Annotated in this window: 20 protein-coding genes; 13 read left to right on the top strand and 7 right to left on the bottom strand. The window is 43.3% G+C overall.

Going from position 1 to position 20,267, the window contains the following annotated elements; all coding sequences use genetic code 11:
- Positions 1–43: 43 nt before the first annotated feature.
- Positions 44–766: an AraC family transcriptional regulator gene (locus tag I1A42_RS21155; RefSeq protein WP_329604858.1), complete on the top strand. Its 723-nt coding sequence runs from the start codon at positions 44–46 to the stop codon at positions 764–766.
- A gap of 58 nt (positions 767–824) precedes the next feature.
- On the opposite strand, the gene I1A42_RS21150 is transcribed toward I1A42_RS21155, so the two are convergent.
- The 3 genes from I1A42_RS21150 to nifB are packed head-to-tail and all read right to left on the bottom strand — an operon-like array spanning position 825 to position 2,991.
- Positions 825–1,352: a nitrogen fixation protein NifQ gene (locus I1A42_RS21150; RefSeq protein ID WP_196124874.1), complete on the bottom strand. Its 528-nt coding sequence runs from the start codon at positions 1,350–1,352 to the stop codon at positions 825–827.
- Positions 1,349–1,609 carry a 4Fe-4S dicluster domain-containing protein gene (locus I1A42_RS21145; RefSeq protein WP_161158327.1) on the bottom strand — a complete coding sequence of 87 codons (261 nt, stop codon included), beginning with the start codon at positions 1,607–1,609 and terminating at the stop codon, positions 1,349–1,351. The genes I1A42_RS21150 and I1A42_RS21145 overlap by 4 nt, the downstream gene beginning before the upstream one ends.
- On the bottom strand, positions 1,606–2,991 hold the full coding sequence (gene nifB / locus I1A42_RS21140) for a nitrogenase cofactor biosynthesis protein NifB (protein ID WP_196124872.1): 1,386 nt from the start codon (positions 2,989–2,991) through the stop codon (positions 1,606–1,608). Before nifB ends, I1A42_RS21145 begins: the two co-directional genes overlap by 4 nt.
- 327 nt (positions 2,992–3,318) lie before the next feature.
- On the opposite strand from nifB, the gene I1A42_RS21135 reads away from it, so the two are divergent.
- Positions 3,319–4,647, top strand: coding sequence for a leucine-rich repeat-containing protein kinase family protein (locus tag I1A42_RS21135; protein WP_196124869.1), 1,329 nt, complete (start codon positions 3,319–3,321; stop codon positions 4,645–4,647).
- Positions 4,648–4,792: 145 nt separating this feature from the next.
- Here the strand turns inward: I1A42_RS21135 and nifA are convergent, their stop codons facing one another.
- Together nifA and nifL are read right to left on the bottom strand one after the other, a co-directional pair.
- Complete coding sequence (nifA, locus tag I1A42_RS21130) at positions 4,793–6,391, bottom strand: nif-specific transcriptional activator NifA (RefSeq protein WP_161158324.1); 1,599 nt, start codon at positions 6,389–6,391, stop codon at positions 4,793–4,795.
- 6 nt (positions 6,392–6,397) lie between these two features.
- Positions 6,398–7,927 carry a nitrogen fixation negative regulator NifL gene (nifL, locus tag I1A42_RS21125; protein ID WP_196124867.1) on the bottom strand — a complete coding sequence of 510 codons (1,530 nt, stop codon included), beginning with the start codon at positions 7,925–7,927 and terminating at the stop codon, positions 6,398–6,400.
- A 308-nt stretch (positions 7,928–8,235) separates the two neighbouring features.
- Here nifL and rsxA point away from each other — a divergent pair, with 308 nt between their 5' ends.
- The 8 genes from rsxA to I1A42_RS21085 all read left to right on the top strand — a co-directional run bounded on the left by rsxA (position 8,236) and on the right by I1A42_RS21085 (position 14,812).
- Positions 8,236–8,811 carry an electron transport complex subunit RsxA gene (gene rsxA / locus I1A42_RS21120; protein ID WP_161158322.1) on the top strand — a complete coding sequence of 192 codons (576 nt, stop codon included), beginning with the start codon at positions 8,236–8,238 and terminating at the stop codon, positions 8,809–8,811.
- Positions 8,812–8,829: 18 nt separating this feature from the next.
- A complete protein-coding gene (locus I1A42_RS21115) occupies positions 8,830–9,366 on the top strand; it encodes an RnfABCDGE type electron transport complex subunit B (RefSeq protein ID WP_230389689.1) in 537 nt (178 codons plus the stop codon).
- A 9-nt stretch (positions 9,367–9,375) separates the two neighbouring features.
- On the top strand, positions 9,376–11,292 hold the full coding sequence (gene rsxC, locus I1A42_RS21110; RefSeq protein ID WP_196124865.1) for an electron transport complex subunit RsxC: 1,917 nt from the start codon (positions 9,376–9,378) through the stop codon (positions 11,290–11,292).
- Positions 11,289–12,290, top strand: coding sequence for an RnfABCDGE type electron transport complex subunit D (locus I1A42_RS21105; protein ID WP_196124863.1), 1,002 nt, complete (start codon positions 11,289–11,291; stop codon positions 12,288–12,290). The genes rsxC and I1A42_RS21105 overlap by 4 nt, the downstream gene beginning before the upstream one ends.
- Positions 12,287–12,895, top strand: coding sequence for an RnfABCDGE type electron transport complex subunit G (locus tag I1A42_RS21100; RefSeq protein ID WP_161158319.1), 609 nt, complete (start codon positions 12,287–12,289; stop codon positions 12,893–12,895). Before I1A42_RS21105 ends, I1A42_RS21100 begins: the two co-directional genes overlap by 4 nt.
- Entirely contained in the window at positions 12,888–13,571 is a 684-nt protein-coding gene (locus I1A42_RS21095; protein WP_196124861.1) for an electron transport complex subunit E, read from the top strand. The genes I1A42_RS21100 and I1A42_RS21095 overlap by 8 nt, the downstream gene beginning before the upstream one ends.
- A gap of 16 nt (positions 13,572–13,587) precedes the next feature.
- Entirely contained in the window at positions 13,588–13,851 is a 264-nt protein-coding gene (locus I1A42_RS21090) for an RnfH family protein (protein ID WP_161158317.1), read from the top strand.
- A 421-nt stretch (positions 13,852–14,272) separates the two neighbouring features.
- A complete protein-coding gene (locus I1A42_RS21085) occupies positions 14,273–14,812 on the top strand; it encodes a flavodoxin (RefSeq protein WP_408063540.1) in 540 nt (179 codons plus the stop codon).
- A 131-nt stretch (positions 14,813–14,943) separates the two neighbouring features.
- On the opposite strand, the gene I1A42_RS21080 is transcribed toward I1A42_RS21085, so the two are convergent.
- Positions 14,944–15,594: a glutathione S-transferase family protein gene (locus tag I1A42_RS21080; protein WP_161158316.1), complete on the bottom strand. Its 651-nt coding sequence runs from the start codon at positions 15,592–15,594 to the stop codon at positions 14,944–14,946.
- Positions 15,595–16,010: 416 nt separating this feature from the next.
- Here I1A42_RS21080 and I1A42_RS21075 point away from each other — a divergent pair, with 416 nt between their 5' ends.
- Together I1A42_RS21075 and I1A42_RS21070 are read left to right on the top strand one after the other, a co-directional pair.
- On the top strand, positions 16,011–16,679 hold the full coding sequence (locus I1A42_RS21075) for an HAD-IA family hydrolase (RefSeq protein WP_161158315.1): 669 nt from the start codon (positions 16,011–16,013) through the stop codon (positions 16,677–16,679).
- Positions 16,680–16,748: 69 nt separating this feature from the next.
- The gene (locus I1A42_RS21070) at positions 16,749–17,363 is read left to right on the top strand and encodes a LysE family translocator (protein WP_161158314.1); all 615 of its coding nucleotides are present in this window, start codon (positions 16,749–16,751) and stop codon (positions 17,361–17,363) included.
- A 38-nt stretch (positions 17,364–17,401) separates the two neighbouring features.
- Here the strand turns inward: I1A42_RS21070 and I1A42_RS21065 are convergent, their stop codons facing one another.
- Positions 17,402–17,626 (bottom strand): hypothetical protein, encoded by a 225-nt coding sequence (locus I1A42_RS21065; protein ID WP_196124859.1) that lies wholly within the window; start codon positions 17,624–17,626, stop codon positions 17,402–17,404.
- 675 nt (positions 17,627–18,301) lie between these two features.
- On the opposite strand from I1A42_RS21065, the gene I1A42_RS21060 reads away from it, so the two are divergent.
- Positions 18,302–19,537 (top strand): GGDEF domain-containing protein, encoded by a 1,236-nt coding sequence (locus tag I1A42_RS21060; protein ID WP_196124857.1) that lies wholly within the window; start codon positions 18,302–18,304, stop codon positions 19,535–19,537.
- Positions 19,538–20,267 lie beyond the last annotated feature (730 nt).

Here is a 20,267-nt window from a genome sequence, read left to right as displayed (position 1 = left end):
GATCTCTACATTCAACGCTCATAGACTACAAAAAGTAAGGAATGTGGCGATTCATTCTCCAAGTATTGTCCAAGTTTTATCGGGTAAAAAGCGACTGTTTTGGAGAGATAGTTACATTGATATCGGTGCTTCATCTCTGTTACTTGTTGATAACAGTTTAACGGTGAGTTTTGAGAATATGCCAAGTGAAAATTATTTTTCTTCGAGATTTTTTAGTTTCAATTATCAACCACCAGATTCAATAGTGGAATTAGGAATAAAGAAACAACAAAAAACTGAAAATCCGGTTATCAGAATGACACCTAGTTTAAACTCTATTCTAAATGCATTATTTCATTTAGATACCAAAGCAATTGATAAGCAAAGCCAGCGATATTTTCTATTAGGATTGTACCAACAATTAGCCGAATACGGCGTTCTACCTTTGTTGTTTAAAGGAGAAGACTTCAAATTTAATCATAGAGTTAAACGTTATTTGTCAACCTCTCCTGGTATCAATCACACAATAGAGTCTGTTTCTGAGAGATTTTTTATCAGTCGAGCAACATTAATTAGGCGTTTGAAAATTGAGGGATATCAGTTTAAAGAAATTTTGCGAGAAGTTCGCCTTAATCATGCACTCCATTTAATGCAAAATGGCCTTAATGATATTTTGATACTGTCCGAAAAGTGTGGATATTTATCTGATGTGAGATTTTCGCAGCGTTTCCAGCAAAGGTTTGGCTTAACCCCAAAAGATTATTTATCGACTCTTGGGAAAAAGTAAATGTTGTCGATTTTCTTGTCTGAACGACAAGGCAAGAAGATCGACAATTATATTTTTATTACACTTCATCACCGAAACATTCATTGTAACTGGTGCAGGTTTCGCAGCTAGGCGAGCGACAGACGTAGTCTCCACCGCGTTCACACATTTGGCGATAAAGAAATCGCTTCCAGCGCATGTTGCGGTTATTTAAGGCGTGCAGTTGCGGAAAATAATCGTGAAACAGTTGACTGAGGCGAGGGCGCTCAGGCATGCCTAAATCTTTCCACAGGTGTTGGCTTCCCATGCTGGCAACCGCTATCACCTTCGCCATTTGCTCAGCGTAAGGCTGATTAGTATTCATAAAATCAGTGAGTAGATCGGTTAAGTCGTTTAATTCGTCCTCACGCATGCTCAGAAGTTCGTCGCGTAAAGTAATGGCAGAATATTGCGGTAAGTCTTGAGTGTCTATGGGCGGTAACGCCACGGTATCGGCTAACGCGGTGTATTCTGCGGTGCTCAAGCCTATATGAGGTGTCAGTGCGGTTTCACCATGATGGAAACTGTTAATAATTGGGTACCAATATTGTTCATACACATTGATCATGAATCCCTCCCAATTTGTTCTGGTTGCAAACTTCCCACCGGATTTAAAGGATGCTTAAACCCATCAACAATGGCTTCTTCAACGGGACAAATACTCGCACATTGTGATTCTTCATAGTGGCCTTCGCATTGATCACAGCGTTTGGGATGAATACGAAATTGTCGGGATACCTCGGGGTCTTGGTAAACAGCATGATTCGGGCAAACAAGAAAGCAGGCGTGGCATCCCACGCACTTATCGGTAATGGCAAAACTCATAGCAGTTCTCTCCGTTCAGTTGATTGTGGCTTGATAGAAGGTTCTGCGTTGAATTCTTTAGCAAGGTAAAGAAGAGCATCGACAATTGGTTTAAAGGCAAAATCGATATTTGGTGTCACCCCGCGTTTTTCCAGTTCTCGCCATGGTGTTATGCCAATTCTTGAACAAAGTAATACTTGGCAATCAGCGACCGTTTCAATAACAGCGTTCTTTTCTTCCTCATCTGGGCAGTCGGACTTACCTTTACAATAAAGACCCACATCGCGTTTTTCACGCAGTAAGAATTGCTGCTGCTCACTGCTATATTGATAAATTTCAAATTGAACCGCGTGGCCAAAGTGAGTCGTAATGTGCTCGCTACCATCACTGGCTACTGCGACCAAATAAGGTTTTTCTTGAGTGGGTTGTTCTGAGGCATTATGGGGTTTGTCTACAGTCGTCGCGGCCTCATCATCGTGATGTGAAGAGCAGCCTTGTGTACCATGATTATCCGCTAGCATTCCGACTGCGTCGGCACGGCATTGTTGGCAATGCGTCATCTGTGGCATGAAACTGCCTGAGTTTTGTCGAGCTTGTTGCAGCTCATCATCGGTTGGGCCACGTTGGCCGCTCAGTCCAAAATAAGTACCGTGGCTCGGGTCCGATATGAGCGGCATAATGTTATGTAACAATGCACCATTGGCTTTGACGGCTTCGGCTACTTCTTGGATATGTTCATCGTTTACACCAGGAATTAATACGGTATTCACTTTCACTAAAAGCCCCGCGGCTGCGGCTTTACGTAAACCTGCAAATTGATGTTTGATTAACACTTCGGCCGCTTCTCGCCCTTTAATACGACGATGATCATGAAAAATCCAAGGATAGATTTTTGCCCCGACATCAGGATCAGTGCAGTTAATGGTGATAGTAAGATGGTGCACACCGAGTTCGACGAGCGAATCGACATGTTCTTCCAATGCTAACCCGTTGGTTGAAATGCATAATTGAGCTTTAGGATCGGTATTTTTGATCTGCGCTAATGTCGCAAATGTCATTTTGGGATTAGCCAGAGCATCACCAGGCCCAGCGATACCGACCACGGTTAAGTTTGGTGCACGACGTTTTATCGCTTTGAATTGGCGTAATGCGTAGGCAGTATCCATAACTTGTGAAACCACACCTGGGCGAGATTCGTTGCTGCAGTCGTATTTGCGATTGCAATAATTGCATTGGATATTACAGGCAGGGGCGACAGGTAAATGCATCCGCGCGTACTGATGGGCTTGCTTTGAATAACATGGATGCTGTGCAATTTGATTTTGGACATCTTTGCTAAAAAAGTGGTGAATATTGTCGTTATTAGAATGCTCTGAACAGCTTGTATGAGAAGGACTTTCCATGTCGACCTCTTTTCCGGTGTAAGTAATAGGGATCAGAGTGCAAACATTGTACCTAAGTTAACCTATTGAAATTTATTGTTTTAAAAGCTGGTGTAACATTGTGACACGAACAATTGTCGTAAAAATAACAAACAAATTTTGCTCAGGTTTGTTCGTTTTAAGTCGTGAGCCCGACAATTGAGGGTTAACGTATACGGTAACGGTGTTCTAAAGAAAAAGATTCGTTTTAGCCAATCGAATGACTCAACACGGCTTGTTACGTTACAATTCAGTCGTTTTGTTTCTAGGCGCTTGTTTTTCGCGTCGTTCTTTTTGATTAGGTTGATAATGCACACACTTGAACAATTACGCTCTGGATCGTTAAAAGGTCTGCGTCGCTTGAAGCTCGCTTGTGGTTTAACGGATTTTCCTCGAGAAATTTTTTCGCTATCTGACACGCTAGAAATTTTAGATTTGACTGGCAATCAACTTTCATCATTACCCGATGATCTTGACCAATTAACGAATTTAAAAGTCATTTTTTGTTCGCAAAATCAATTTACACAGTTGCCTAAGGTGTTAGGAAAATGCTGCTCGCTCAGCATGATAGGATTCAAATCTAATCAAATCGATGACGTTCCCCCAGAATCATTACCTCCTCAATTACGCTGGCTTATTTTGACAGATAACTGTATTCGTGTCTTACCTGAACGTATTGGGCAGTGCGATAAATTGCAAAAATTGATGTTAGCGGGTAATAAGCTGTCTCGCTTGCCTGAGTCATTAGCACAATGTGAGCGTTTGGAGTTAATGCGGGTGTCGGCGAATCGACTCAACGCTTTTCCTGAATGGGTATTTTCTTTACCGAAATTAACGTGGTTTGCATACGCTGGTAACCCCTTTGTCGAATTGTTGGAACAGCAAGCGTTAACCGCAGAGATGACGCCGATCGATTGGCATAATGTCACAACTAACGTTTTACTCGGTGAAGGGGCGTCGGGATTGATTTATCAAGCGGATTTGATGCTTAAAAACGACGTTCATCGTGTTGCGGTCAAACTATTTAAAGGCGCAATGACAAGCGATGGTTTGCCTTTATGTGAGATGGCAGCAACGATAAAAGCGGGTCAACATCGGGCGTTAACTCAAACGATTGGGCGGATTGACAATCATCCTGAAGATACGGATGGCATCATAATGAACCTTATACCCAGAGAGTTCGTTAACTTGGCAGGTCCGCCTAGTCTAGATTCATGTACGAGGGATGTGTATCCGGCAGATAAGCAATTTACCACAGTAGAACTGTTTCGCATCATAGGAGCCATTGCACAGGCCGTTTGTCATCTCCATCAACAGGGAATTATGCACGGTGATTTGTACGCGCATAATATATTAACGACCCCAACCGGGGAGGCATTGTTAAGTGATTATGGTGCTGCTTCTTTTATTGATTTGTCTGATCCCGAGCAATCTGCGAGTTTGCAACGACTAGAGGTGCGGGCATTTGGTTGTTTACTTGAAGAGTTAATCGCTCGGTGTGATGACATTGACACGACCATGCGGGCTCAATTAAATAAGTTAGTGTCTGATTGCCAACATATTGAGCTTTCCAAGCGGCCTACATTTACAGAAATAGTGGATCATTTACATCAGGTTCAATCGATGGCTGTAGCCTGATTCGGGAGCTCATCAACCAGCCTATCTCTGCGCCCAATCATGTTGCAAGGAAACGACCATGTAACATGATTGGGTTTGGCTCGTGTCGATTGATGACGCCCTGACTCAGTAACTAACAGTCAGTTGGGTATCACAGTCATTGCCATTAGATCTGCTTCATTTCAATATTCATGATTTGAATCCGATAGGCGATTTGGCGTGGCGTCATATTGAGTAATCGAGCGGCTTTCGCTTTTACCCAGCCTGTACGCTCTAATGCATCAATGACCATTTCGCGCTCATCATGAAATTTTTGCTCCTTGGACACACTAGGTAATTCAGTAGCCGGTTTAGGCGTACTTTGAGCAGGCATCGCCTGATATGAGCTGCTAGGAGTGTGCATCGCTGGCGTGGATTCCATGTGAGAGAAGGTAATTAACTCAGGCTCAATGACGCCCGCTTCACTTAAGACCGAAGCACGTTCAAGGGTGTTTTCCATTTCTCGTACGTTACCTGGCCAATGGTATCCCATCATGACTCGTACAGCAGGATCGGTAAGCGAGATTTTGCGCTGTTGGGCTTTGCTAAGTTTTTTAATCATGTGATCAGCCAGTTCAGGAATGTCTTGAACACGTTCACGCAGTGGTGGTAAATACATGGGCATGACGTTTAAGCGATAGTACAGATCTTCACGAAAATCGCCTTTAGCCACTTCTTCTTCCAAATTACGGTTAGTTGCCGCAACAATACGTACGTTAACGGATATAGTGCTGGTGCCGCCCACTCGTTCAAATTCCTTCTCTTGCAATACGCGCAGTAATTTAGTCTGAAACGCTGGGCTGGTTTCACCGATCTCATCTAAGAAAATCGTGCCGTTGTCGGCGAGCTCAAATCGTCCTTTGCGTTGCTTAACCGCACCTGTAAACGCGCCTTTTTCATGACCAAACAGTTCTGATTCCAATAAATTATCGGGAAGGGCTGCGCAGTTGAGTTTCACAAACGGGTTATTCGCTCGTGGCGAGTTGTAGTGAATAGCGTTAGCGACGAGCTCTTTCCCTGTCCCTGATTCACCGCGAATCAGCACGGTAGAATCCCAACGAGAGACTAAACGAATTTGCTCAAAGACTTGCCGCATGACCTTAGTATGGCCGACTAAATTGCGGAAACTGTAGTTATTACGAACTTGGCGGCGCAAGCCATCGCGTTCATCAACCAATTGTTTTTGGGTATTTTCGACTTTAAATGCCAGTTGCACATTCTGCGCGACTAAGTTTGCCACCATCTCCATAAACTTGGTGAGTAGTGTCAGGTATTGATCATCTAAAATCGGAGGCTGTGCAGCGAGTGCGCCAATAGGGTGAGTACGACTATCTTTAAGAGGCACGCAGATAAATGGTTTTTCGTAATCGTACAAGGCTAATTTATCAGCAAAGCGCATATCACTACCGAGGTTACGTACCACCATGGTACTGCCTTGACGTAATACTTCGCCAATAATGCCTTCGCCAACTTTATAGTGAGCTCGCTTTTGTTCAACCGCCATATTGGGCGTTGGTGTGTGCACTGCTTTAATGATCAAGGTTTGTTGATCTTGATCGAGGATAGTCAGTAGGCCACATTGCAGCCGGCAATCGTCGTGCAATATTTGCAGAACTTTATCAGCTGAGTCTTGGTATTCGAGACTGCTATTTAAGACACTAGCAATGCGATACATTGCAGCTAACAACTGACGTTCTAAATCTAAGAGAGATAAATCTTCAGTCATAAGGCATTACCATTCAGAGCTAGGGAAGGTGAGACAAATATACGCACCCTTCAAGTGATCACTTTCAGAGATCGTAATGGTCGCTGAATGCTCATTCAGCACTTGCTGCACAATCGATAAACCGATACCACGGCATCCGGTTTGATGCTTGGGTTTGGTACTGAAAAAGGGTTGAAATACTTTCAAACGTAAATCATCGGCAATGCCGCCGCCACTGTCTTCCACAATGATTTTGGTCTCTTCATTAGCCGCGTACGAGGTAATCAAAATAGAGCGTTCGTTACACTTGGCCGCTTGAATGGAATCGACCGCATTATCGATTAACTGTTTTAATGTCAAAATAAGCCGGTGCGGCATACCATTGATGGAATTGAGTTTAGGTGACAGAATCAAGTCTAATTTAGTCGATGACATCAACAGCTCATCGGTACAAATCGCCGTTGCATCGCGGATCACTTGATTGATATTAACGGGTTGGAACGCTTCACTGTTGCGTTCAGGAATGGCTTGTTTGATATCGTGCATCGCGCGAAAAGCAGTTTCCATCGCTTCATCCATCGCGATGAGCCCAGGACATGATGGACTGGTGCGCTTTAGAATGTTCATGGCGGAATCGATCATATTGAAGGGCCCTTGCAATTGATGCAATGTCGCCATCAGCGCTTCTTGCATCGCATGAACATATTTATTATCGCGGGTCATCAATTTGACCGAGTTGATACGGCGCTCTTCAACCAGCAGTTTTTCTCGCGTGCGTTCTGTGATGGTAATGACGGTGTAAAACGCATCTTGAGGTTTGAAATACGTATCGGCAGTTGTGTCAGATACAGGGATTTTTACTAACGAATAATCAAACCAACGCTCACGTACTCCTCCTTTATTTTCGATATGAACGCCTTTATAGCGGTGTTCTTTATTTTTCATAAATTCGTTAATCGACGTGATACCGTAATCGGTATTCAAACTATCCAGCAGTTCCTTAACGGGGGAGCCGTTGATACTTTGTCCAATTTTGTCGAATTTAGCATTACTAAATAAGGTGTTGTGATCTTGATCGATCATCGTGATGGCAATTGGTGTGGCATTCAGTACAGCCTCAAACATGACCGATTGATTTTTTAAGTTAGTGACGGTTTGGTGCGCTTCGGTAATGTCTTTGTGGATGGCGTAGTAACACACATCACCTTTCATGGCGACAAACCGTGAAATAGAGATTTCAGCGATATAGGGCTGCCCGTTTTTTTTGCGATTCACCAGCTGTCCTTGCCAATGATGCCCTGTACTGATTGCATTCCATAAATTTTCGTAGACACTTTTCGGTGTTGCCTTATAGGAAAGCAGTGAAGAATTCCGCCCGACCAGTTCACTTGCTGTGTAGCCGGTGATTTCTGAAAACATCTGATTAACGAATAAAATAGTGCCGTTAGGGTCGGTAATACTGATCGCAACCGGAGCGTTTGAGACGATCTGAGAAAAGGTTTGGTCACTGAACATTGGCGGTATTGCATCTTGTAACACCGTATCGACTTGTCCCATAAGAGCCTTCCTTAGCGTAATTATATAGGAAACAAGTGTCATGCATTTCTTATTCCACAAACAAAGTGTTGTTTTATATGGCTTTGAACCATAAGCCTTTACTTCAGTCTTGTTTGATATAAGACAAATTTTAATCTCTCCCATGAAATTGTCAGCTTTAGTACAAGGCTGACAAATGTCCTTATGGGCGTTACTACCCCGGTAAATTCACCGTCTGATAAGGGATTGAAGGTTCAAAATGGTGCAGTTCGATTGCGATGGCATAGGCTATGCACCAATGCTGGGAAACGGATCTCAAGGAAAGAGTTATGTCAGACGGATTCATAATTTTACTTAGTGCCGCCTTCGTCAATAACGTCGTGTTGGCAAAATTTCTCGGATTGTGTCCCTTTATGGGGGTCTCAAGTAAGATCAGCAGTGCGGTTGGGATGGGGGTTGCAACAACCTTCGTATTAACCCTCGCAACACTAGTGACATGGATGATTGAATTCGCCATCTTGCGTCCACTCGGGCTCGAATTTATGCGCATTATTGCGTTCATTTTAGTGATTGCGGGTGTGGTTCAATTTACCGAGTTGTATGTAAAGAAAGCGTTTCCCACCTTATACCAAGCTCTCGGGGTCTATTTACCACTGATTACGACTAACTGTGCGGTATTCGGTGTGGCTTTACTTGCTGTTCAAGACGACCTCAATTTTATTCAAACCTTAATGTTCAGCGTCGGTTCTGCCACGGGTTTTCTTATTGTGATTACGCTATTTGCGGGGTTGCGCAGTCAGTTATCAATTAGTGAAGTGCCTGCCGCTTTCAAAGGGACGCCAATTGCATTTATTACGGCAGGATTTCTGTCGATGGCATTCATGGGCTTCTCGGGAATGGCGTAGAAAAGGGGGGAATCTCAAATGGCTATGGTTATTTCAGCATTAGTGTTTTTTGTTTTGCTTGGGGCGATCTTAGGAGCACTACTTGGCGTGGCTGCGAAGTATTTTCACGTTGATAGCAACCCGCTGGTAGACCAAGTAGAAGGGTTATTACCTGGTGGTCAATGTGGCCAGTGCGGTGAGGCTGGGTGCCGTCAAGCCGCTGAAAAAATGGTCAGTGGCGAATTGGGACCTGATTGTTGTCCTCCTGGTGGCGCAAGTTTAGCGGTGACCGTCGCCGATCTGCTTGGTGTCTCTGTTGAGGTTAGCGACGAAGATAAAGAATATGTTGCGGTGATTGAAGAAGCGCAATGTTCTGGGTGTCACCGCTGCGTGAAAGCCTGCCCGTTTGATGCCATTGTTGGTGCTCCTAAGCAGTTGCATACCGTTTTAAAAGACGTGTGTACGGGGTGTGAACTGTGTGCCAAGAGTTGCCCGCAAAATTGTCTTGATATGGCAGAAGTAGAACCCGATGCCAAGCATTGGTACTGGCCTAAACCCACCTCAGATGCAGCTTAGGAGTAGAAGATGTTACGCTTATTTTCACACGGATTCTCTGGTGGTGTGCACCCTAAAACGTTTAAACACTTAACCAGTGACAAGCCCATCGATGAAAATTTTTGGCCTCGTTATGTTTACTTGCCACTACAGCAACGCGATGGTGCCGTCGTTAAGCCTTTGGTTAACGTGGGTGATATGGTATTTCGTGGTCAATTAATCGCCCAGTCGCTCAGCGAGCGTGTCGCGCCTATTCATTCTCCGGTTAACGGGATTGTCACCAAGATTGCGCCTTATATCACACCGCACCCGGCAAAAATTTATGCAGATACCATAGAGATTCGTGCCAATGAAGACCGTCACTGGGGCACGCCAGCAGAGCTAGGCGCTTTTCATCAACTTGATCCAGATACCATTTTAGAGCGCATACAAAAAGCAGGTATTGTTGGACTAGGCGGCGCCGGATTCCCTACTGCAATGAAATTGAGTTCTGCACGTAAAGCGGGGGTAGAAACCTTAATTATTAATGGGGGTGAGTGCGAGCCTTATCTCACCAGTGATGATGTCACAATGCAGACTTACGCAGCGGAAGTGATATCTGGCATAAAGTTGATGCAAATCGCCAGTGGTGCAAAACGCGTTATCGTGGGGATTGAAGACAACAAACAAACCGCTATTTATGAAATGACCGATGCCGCGAGTGAAGAACCCAATATCGAAATTCGCAGTGTCCCTAGCATTTATCCCATGGGGTCAGCGAAGCAGCTTATTAAGACGTTAGTGGGTAAGGAAGTGCCTCAAGGCGGTCGTTCATCGCACATTGGTGTCGTGGTTAACAATATTGCCACAGCACGTTCCGTGTATCACGCAGTGCGTTTTCGTCGTCCTTTAGTCAATCGCATTGTGACTATTTCTGGGCAAGGCGTGAGTGAGCCTCGTAATGTAGAGGCACCAATTGGTACTCGAGTACAAGATTTGATCAATTACTGTGGTGGAACCAGTGAAAGTACCGAGCGTTTGGTTCTCGGGGGACCCATGATGGGGCAGATCATTACTTCGCTGAATGTGCCAATTGATAAAATGGTAGGAGGAATATTAGCCCTTACCAGTGACGAAATCATGAGCAAATACAAGCATCAACAATGTATTCGCTGTGGTCAATGTGTGAGAGCTTGCCCTATGAGCCTTATGCCGTTTCAAATGGCTGCTTATACCAAAGTGTCTGATTTTAAAAAAGCAGAGGAGCTTGGAGTGCGCAGCTGTTTATCATGCGGTGCGTGTTCCTATGTGTGTCCTTCTTCTATTCCGTTAGTCCAATATTTTATGCATGCCAAAGGTGTTATTAACTCAAATTGGCAAAAAGAGCGTAAATCGCAACAAGCTAAGCAGCTTACTGAAGCGAAACGTCACCGTATGGAAGAAGAAGCTAAAGCTAAATTGGCAGCGAAACAAGCGAAGCAACGGCCTGTTCGTGGCGCCCGAGTGGCTGAATCTGGTGCGAATGAAGCGCCGGCTCGCCCTACCAGACCTGGACGTCCCGGTCGCCCAGCAAGGCCAACCACGCAAGTCGTGAGTGAGGAGAGTTCATTAACAGGCAACACTCAGCAGGACGTGGCCAATCTGAGTGAACGACCTGCTAGACCCGCAAGGCCAGCGCGTAAAGCTCGTAGTAACAGTGCAGTGACTGAAACTAAAGATAACGTAGTACAGATGGAATCTCACGAGAACTCAGCACAAGTATCATCAAGACCAGCACGTCCTACTCGTCCTGCACGTCCGCCAAGGAGACCAACAGCGCAACTCAATCCAGATGTTCAATCACAGCTAGTCGCTGAGCCTACCGAATCTCAACCTGATATTACGGTGAAAGCCGAGAGGCCGGCTCGACCACCACGTCCAGCGCGAGTCGCTCGCAAAACGACTGTCACTGAGGAGGATCAACAATGATTAAATATGATGTCGCCATGGGGCCCTTTGCCCATAACGCGAATTCCAGTGTCAGAATTATGTATACCGTGTTACTGACGTTGTTACCGGCTGCGTTGTTTGGCGTGTACCAATTCGGTTTGAGTAGTTTTGTGGTTTTGTTGGTCAGTTGTTTAGCGGCGGTCTTGTCAGAAATAGCTTGCCTTATTCTGATGAAAAAATCATGGAAAGCCTGTTTAGATGGTTCAGCATTACTCACAGGGATGTTACTGGCAATGAGCCTGCCTTCGACTTTTCCTATTACCTTAACCATCATCGGTTCAGTATTTGCTGTGGTCATGGGCAAACAGATCTACGGTGGGCTTGGACAGAACTTATTTAATCCAGCGATGCTCGCGAGGGTCATGCTCTTAATTTGTTTCCCAGTTGAGATGACTCAGTGGGCAACACCTACGCCACTTGATTTTAGTCACTCGTTATTAACCGTGCCGGAAGGGTGGTTACATTTTGATGGTATGACGGCTGCAACCGCGTTAAGTACCGAACGTAAATTGCCGGTTGAATTATTTAATATTTTCTTTGGTCAACAAGCAGGTAGTTTAGGGGAGACCAGTGCGATCTTCATTTTGCTTGGAGGTATTTATTTACTCTATCGCCGCATTATTCACTGGGCAATCCCCACCTCTTTCTTTTTGGGTTTAGGTATTCCCGCGCTTATCGCGCACTTAATTAATGGTCAACAATATCTGCCTTTTTGGAATGAATGGTTTAGTGGCGGTGCGATGTTAGGCGCATTTTATATTGCCACCGATTTAGTGACGTCTCCCACTAGCGTGCGTGGCCAGCTTCTTTATGGGGCAGGATGTGGCTTATTAGTTTGGTTAATTCGTACTTTTGGCAGTTATCCCGAAGGGGTGGCGTTTGCTGTGCTCATTATGAATGCCGCCAGTCCCTTGATTGATCACTACATGCGCCCTGCGGTGTACGGTAGTCGCAGCTTGAAGGAACAAAAGTCATGATGTTGTCGTTAGATTTATGGAAAGAAAAAGTGGGCTATCAAAGTGGCCTCCTAGCGGTAACGTGTGCGATCGCCGCTATTCTATTGGTGTTTACCGAAGTACTGACGAAACCCGTTATCGCTCAAAGGATTAGTGAAGACCAAAACGCTCTCCTCAAACAAGTGTTGGGCGACATCACATTCTCAAACGATGTCTTTGCAGAAGGGCATAGTGTCCATTATGCCAAAGAAACGTTCGACATGTTCCCGGTGAAAAATGCCCAAGGAAAGGTCACCGCATGGGTTGTGCGCGGCGCGGAAGATGGTTACAGCGGCCCCATTACTTATCTGATGGGAGTCAACATGCACCAAGAGATCATTGGGGTTCGAGTGGTGAGTCATACTGAAACGCCAGGGCTGGGGGACAATATCGAATTGGCGAAAAGCCCGTGGATTCTCAGTTTTAATCATCACTCATTAAAAAATACACCAGTGTGGGGCGTAAAAAAAGATGGTGGGACGTTCGACCAATTTAGCGGCGCAACCATTACTCCACGGGCTGTGGTCAAAGGTATTCACTTAGCATTGGAAGCACTAAAACAGGATAGGGAGTCAGCTCATGAGTGAGGGATATTCCAACATTATTAAAAATGGGCTTTGGGACAATAATATAGTCCTTAAACAGTCGTTAGCCTTGTGCCCATTATTGGCCGTCACCAGTAGTGCAACGAACGGCCTTGGTTTAGGACTTGCAACTTTGGTGGTGATGGTTGCCTCAAACCTTATCAACTCAATGGCAAAAGGTGTCATCAGTAAAACCGTACGTATTCCCGTGAACGTCATAATCATTGCGACACTAGTGACTTTAACGGATGCGTTGCTCAACGCCTATTTACACCAATTACATAAAGTACTGGGGCTTTTTATTCCTTTGATTGTAACTAACTGCGCGATCTTAGGGCGAGTTGAATCGTTCGCGAGTCGTTCAAAGGTCGTTCCATCTCTGGTCGATGGGGTGTTTATGGGCATTGGCTTTACTTGGGTATTAACGGTGCTTGGCGCTATTCGTGAAATCATTGGTAGTGGAACTTTATTTACCAATGCAAGCCTATTGCTCGGTCCACACTTTGCCTTTTTAGAAACCACCATTATCCCCGATTACCGCGGGTTATTATTAATTATTTTACCGCCAGGTGGCTTCATTATGTTGGGGCTTGGCTTGGCACTAAAACAAAAATTAGAAGCCGTGTGGCAAGAAAACAAACAACGGCAGAGTGGCATGGTGCCGGAAGGTGATATGTAAGTGAAGGAGCGACGAAATGAAAGTCTCAGTAGTTTATGCCTTGCCCAGTGAACAAGTATGGTTACCGATCAATGTGCCTGACGATGCGACGGTATTAACTGCGATTCACCAATCGAAGATATTGGAAGTGTTTCCCGATATCGATCTGCAGGCACAAAAAGTGGGCGTGTTTGGCAAGGTTAGTCCTCTTACTCATGAGCTCAAAAATGGCGATCGGGTAGAAATTTATCGGCCACTCATTTGGCAGCCAGATGACGATGATGACGACGACGACGATTAATGTCGGCTTTATGACAATTTGTCACGACTGACAGTCATTTAAATAAAAGGCTTTATGTAACTAATTGATTATATGTAACTAACTAACTGGTATGCGCTTTGCTCTAATAACAATGATATACCCAAATGACCTCAAGATGCAGGATTCAGAGCTTCATCAACGAGCCTAGGTCAAGCTCAATCACGGCAGGAATGGTCATTCCCTTTCAACGTGATTGAGCGCAGAAATAGGTTTGTTGATGAGCTCCCAAAGGGCGAGTTTTATTCGCTCCCAGGCTGTGTTACTGATTTTTAACGTAGAATGACTATGTCTTCAAATCAGTGCCTTGCCTAAGAGCGAATACATTCTCGCTGAAACAGCATCTTGAGGTTACTTGGGTATAGAGAGTAACAAAGCATGAATTGACGTTTCAAAGGAGTGAATGATGGCTAAAGTGGGTATTTTCTTCGGTACAGATACAGGTAGTACACGTAAGATTGCAAAACAGATTCAAAAACTACTCGGCCCCGACATTGCCGATAAACCTAAGAATATCAACCGCACAACAGTAGAGGATTTAAATGCATATGATTGCCTAATCCTAGGTACGCCAACTCTTGGTGAAGGTAAATTACCGGGCTTATCTTGTGATTGTCAGGAAGAAAGCTGGGAAGAGTTTATGCCCAATTTTGAAGGATTAGATCTGAGTGGTAAAACCGTTGCTCTTTACGGTTTAGGAGACCAAGTCGGTTATGCTGATGAGTTTGTCGATGCGCTGGGTGAATTGTATGACTACGTTGCTAATACTGGTGCAACAATGGTCGGTTTTTGGCCACTAGATGGTTATGAATTTAATTCATCGAATGCTGTCGATGGGGATGAATTTGTCGGCCTAGTTATTGATAAAGACAATCAATCTAGCTTAACCGATCAACGAGTTGCTGGTTGGGTCGAACAGATTTCAGCGGAAATGGGATTATAAATTCACAATAGCCCGCATTCAGGGGAGCAATGTGACTGATTAGCGGTATACAAGTCAATTTCCAAAAATATTGTCACCTTTTCTTTCAGAGACTTGCTGAAGTTAAGGTGACTTTTTTATCGGTTTAGTCGCTAACTGACGTAACTGAGAATTTCAATCAGATTTAACTGTTCAATTTCATTAACGGCTAACACGCTTTCGTTCGTCGCCATTCTCTGCATAAAACCACGTAAATACGGGTAATCCATCGGGGTTTTTTCTAATGCAAAACACCAACTGCACAACATAAAGAGAAAAAAATCACAGGCATATATTTCATCATCGATTAAATAGGTGTGATGACTTAGCTGATCATTAATGAGGGTAAGGCTCTCATCAATACGGGCTGCTTGGGTACGTTTTACACTATCATGCTCTGTGTTATGCACTCCGTGCCTCGCAGGATAAAAATAGATCATTAAATCGTTTTGCAAGGTGTTCGAAAGGTACAGCATCCATTGATAAAAACGTGGCTTTTGTGCTGAATGGGTTGGAGGCATCATGTGCTCGTCGGGATGTTTTTCGCACAGAGTCATCATGATGGCCGCTGTTTCTGCTATGGGTTGACCATCTATAACGAGTGTTGGGATTTTTCCTACAGGATTCAGTTTTCTATAAGCATCGGATTTTTGCTCATCTTTTTTCTTATTAACATAATGCAAACGATAGGGAACATTGAGGTGATGAAGCAACCAGTGAACGGCCATGCTGGCAGAGCGAGGGGAATAATATAAATGATACATATTAGTATTTTCCTCGACAGTGGACAGCGGAAGGGGAGAAAAATCGCATTTTTTTGATCAAGGGAATAGGTGAAATAAGGCTCATAAATTCATCTTTACTCGTTGATTGGCTATGTATATGTTTGAGTTGGTTATAAATTAATTCAATTTCAGCTTCAAGCAACCGGATTTATCTCATATTGTGGTACCGGTTGCATCAACTTTATGAATTTGTTTATAACCACTCAATTTGTGGGTTTATTATTGTCTGTCTTGTTATTTCTATGTGAGGCGGTAGGTTTTTATACAAAATCAGTGTGGCATAGTAAGGAAAAAGCCGTTTACATGGTGCGTGGGTGGCACGTGTTTTTGTTGTGGATGCGGCTTGAATATTCATTGTTCAGGCGTAAGATAGTAAGAAAAATCAGGGATCTAGTATGGCGAAAACCATAGAATTTAAAGCGGCATTATTTGATTTAGATGGTACGCTTATCGACTCATTAGGCGCGGTTAAACGTTCTTGGACGCTACTGGCGCAACGCAATAATCTCGATCCAGATCGGGTCATGTCTGTCATTCATGGCCGCCCTGCAAGAGAATCGTTGGCACTATTGTTGGCTGATAAAGACGATTCGTTCATTGATAATGAAATGGATTGGTTAGAAACTCGAGAATCACAAGATACTGAAGGTACAATCGCTTTGAATGGGTCGCTTGAGTTCATTCAATCACTTGAAGCGCTTGGTGTGCCTTGGGCCATTGTGACCTCAGGAACGTTACCCGTCGCCTCTGCAAGAATAAAAGCATCGGGTATTCCCATGCCCAAAATACTGATAACAGCAGAAGCGATTAGTAAGGGCAAACCCGACCCTGAGCCCTATTTACTTGGCGCAAGTAAACTCGGCGTTGATATTCACGACTGTATTGTATTTGAAGATGCTCCGGCAGGAATCGAATCAGGCAAGGCGGCGCATAGCCAGGTGGTAGCGATATTAAGCCACTATACCCAACAGCAATTAGGGGTTGAACATGCCATTTCGGCATTGGACAAAGCAAGTGTTAAAGTGGCGCGCGGTTCTTCAAATACATTCGAATTTTCCTACTGATAATATGAGTGACTCATTTATCCGGAAAAAATAACAAAAAAGGTAAGCCTAGTCGGGCGAAGCGATTTTATGACATTAACAACGTGGTTTTCATTATTTGCCATTGCTCTACTTGGTGCGATGTCACCAGGTCCCAGTTTAGCGATGGTGGTTAAACATAGCTTAGCGGGTGGGCGCTCAAATGGCATTTGTACCGCTTGGGCGCATGCTTGTGGCATTGGGGTCTACGCCTTTATTACTATGATTGGGTTGGCGGTTGTTTTACAACACTCTCCTTTGGTGTTTGACACGATTACTTATCTAGGCGCTGCCTATTTAGCGTATTTGGGGGTTAATGCACTGCGCTCTAAAGGTGGTGTCGCAGCTCGTTTAGAAAGTGGTGAACGTGTTAGTAATTGGCAGTCGGCGAAAGAAGGCGCACTTATCTCTATGCTGAACCCCAAAATCGCGCTGTTTTTTATCGCTCTGTTTAGTCAGTATGTTGATGCGGGACATAGTTTGTCTGATAAAGTCACCATTGTTGCGACCCCTTTTGTTGTGGATGGATCGTGGTATACCTTAATCACGTTATTGTTATCTAACGCAGCCGTACTCGATAAGTTACGTCATAAAGCTGCGTTGATCGATCGATTATCGGGATGCGTGTTACTTGCACTCGCGATCCGAGTCGTGGTAAGTATTTAACGGTGTTAAGGCTTCGTGTGCTTTAACAACCATGATGTTTAATTGTGGGAGGCCTTTTCATGAATCACTTCTTCGTATTCTCCTTCAATCACATCATGACTGGCATGTTGGCGATGATTGAATGAGTTACGCTTCAGTTGATCATTAAATCTTTTACCCTGAATTAACGCAATACAAGCGAGAGGAATCGCGATCACTAGGCTAAACATCAGAGCAAATATGCCTGTAATAACAGCTAATGCAGTGACAATCAATCGGCTCATAGTGAGTACCTCTAGTTATTAAGTTAGTGCCACCATACCAGAGCGAAGATGAATTCCACATGAATACGAAGTTCATTCACCCTCTTATTCACTGATACGGGCTAGTTTCTTTTACTAAGAGTGTCGTGATATTTTGCTCGTTTACCTCAAATCACGGCACCTGAAAGGTTAGAACTTTTTCTGTGATCTTAGTTCCCTAATAAATCGAGTATCCAAGCATTAGCAATCAATCATGTAAGAATCTCTTCCTAGTAAAAAAGGAAATTCGATCTTCTGTGACAATACTTATTAATTGCGCTAATAACATGCCTAGCTAATGATCCCTAGACATTGTTTAAATAAAGACTTTTATCATTAAATAAAACCATTTTATTTATATGTCATTTTTAATGAAGTTCTATAAGTTGCGTTGTTCTAACTGGTATCTCACTTATATATAATGCCAAATCAAACGCATCAAAAATGTAACATAGGTTATTGTTATATATAGATCTTTGATTTTTAAAATCAATTGGGTCAATATGGCGGTTTGTTACAAGCTAGCCAGTTAGCAGAGTAGGGATAAATTTACATAAGGAATGCCTTTACTATTTTTATACAAGATTAGAGCCCGAATAATGAAGCGTTTTTACGGTATATTTAAGCTGATCTCTATAAAATAGTATTTAGTCATTAATGAATATGGATAGTTGTTTACTTTATATATCCAGTGATTTACTGGTCTCTCACGCAATGGGAGAATATGCTGAAATCTTTGATTCACAAAATGTTGTTGGTCGAGATATTAATGATCTTCTCTCCCTTAACGAACGTTTAACGGCAGATGAATTAAAGCAATGGTCGATGTCGCGCAAAATGCACCATCTGACTATTCATGGACAAACCAAAGCAATACAAATTAACTGGTACTGCCATTCAAACTTTGTTGCGGGAGTGCATTACGTATTATGCCTCACTGATGTATCGCCACTAGAACATTTACAGCATTCACTGCACAAAGCCGATGTATTACTAGAAACGATGAACGATCAACCCTCTTTAATTTTGGTTTATAACCTTGATTATCAAATTGAATATGTCAATCGGCGAGTATCAGAAGCGCTTAGCAAGCCCATTGATGAGATCGTCGGCAAAAATGTGTTAGAGGTTATTGAACCTGAGAACGTTGGAAGAGCAAAACGGCAACTTGCTCGTTTAACAACCGATTCTCCTTTAGCTGTTCACGAGCACCGACAAGACAGGTTAGATGAGCACGGCAACCGAGTTTTTCGTTGGTTACAGTGGACAGACCGCCTAATTATGTCCAAATCGGGTAAACCACTTGGGTATCAGTGCATTGGTTACGATATTACAGAGCGTAAACTCGCTGAGATTCAGATGGAAGACATGCTACATAAAGATCCTCTTACAGCGGTATTGAATCGTCGCCGTTTTTTTGAATTGGCTAAAATGGAATTGGCGAAGGCGGAGCAGTATAAAGTACCTTCTTCATTAATCCTGATTGACGCCGATTTTTTTAAAGCGATAAATGATACCTATGGGCACAACATGGGTGACAAGGTACTCAAAACGTTAGCTGATACTTTGAATCTCTCGGTTCGAGAGCATGATCTGGTATGTCGCTATGGGGGTGAGGAGTTTTTGATTCTATTACCAAGCACGGAAAAAGAAGAAGCGCATGCCATTGCTGAAGATCTGAGAACTTCCGTCGAATTATTAAAGCTTAATGTCCAAGGAATCGAGATCCAGTTCACTATTAGTTTGGGTGTTAGTTGTTATCTGGGCAAAGCTGAATTTGATACCTTAGAACACTGGATTGTTGATGCTGATAATGCGCTTTACAAAGCGAAAAAGCGCGGCAGAAACTGCGTTGTAACCTCTCGATTGGTCGAGAAACCAATCAAAATTTGAGTTGTTGCTCTTAGCACGTGCTCGTTTTGAGTACGTGCCAATATTCCCAATTTATTTCTATTCCTAAGTCATCTCAAAGTTCTCATTCTGAGCGAATGTATTCGCTCCTGGGTAAGGCTCTGATTTGACGACAAAGTCATTCTACATTGATCAGTAGATATCATTTATTTTAATTCTCTTTCTTACCTGTAAGCTCCTCTCATGTCGTTGAGCGCATGATGCGTTGTCGTCAATCATTAGACGTGGAACGTGAGAACCACGCTCCAGCTGATTGAGTGCGATTTGCGTTAGTTAGGGCCGTCTGATATTTGTGTTTACCTTGTTGAAGAGCGATATGGTTACGGCGGGAAGCTTCGGCATTGTATTTTTTATGTGATTCTGAAATTTAATGTTAATTAAATGTATCAAATGTTATTACTGTATAAATAAGAGAAAGTAGGGGGGTTATGGCTTTAAGAGTTATGGAGACTTGTGCTGTAAAATAATAGTTATCATCAATATTCATTTCTCAATAAAATACTAAATTAGCAGGTGTTAATTATACATGGTAGTTAAATTTTTCGTGTGCCAATTTTAATCAATCAAGATAGGACTAAATGTAAATTTAACGAAAAATAAACCATAATAAAATAGTGGAAATTAAAATTAAGTATATTCAATAAAAAGGATAAAAATATTTATCATAAATCTATTCGCAAACGTTTACGTGCTTTTTCTCTTAAATTTGTTT

It is taken from the genome of Vibrio nitrifigilis (assembly GCF_015686695.1).
GTDB classification, from domain to species: Bacteria; Pseudomonadota; Gammaproteobacteria; order Enterobacterales; family Vibrionaceae; genus Vibrio; species Vibrio nitrifigilis.
This window is presented reverse-complemented; position numbering and strand designations above follow the sequence as displayed.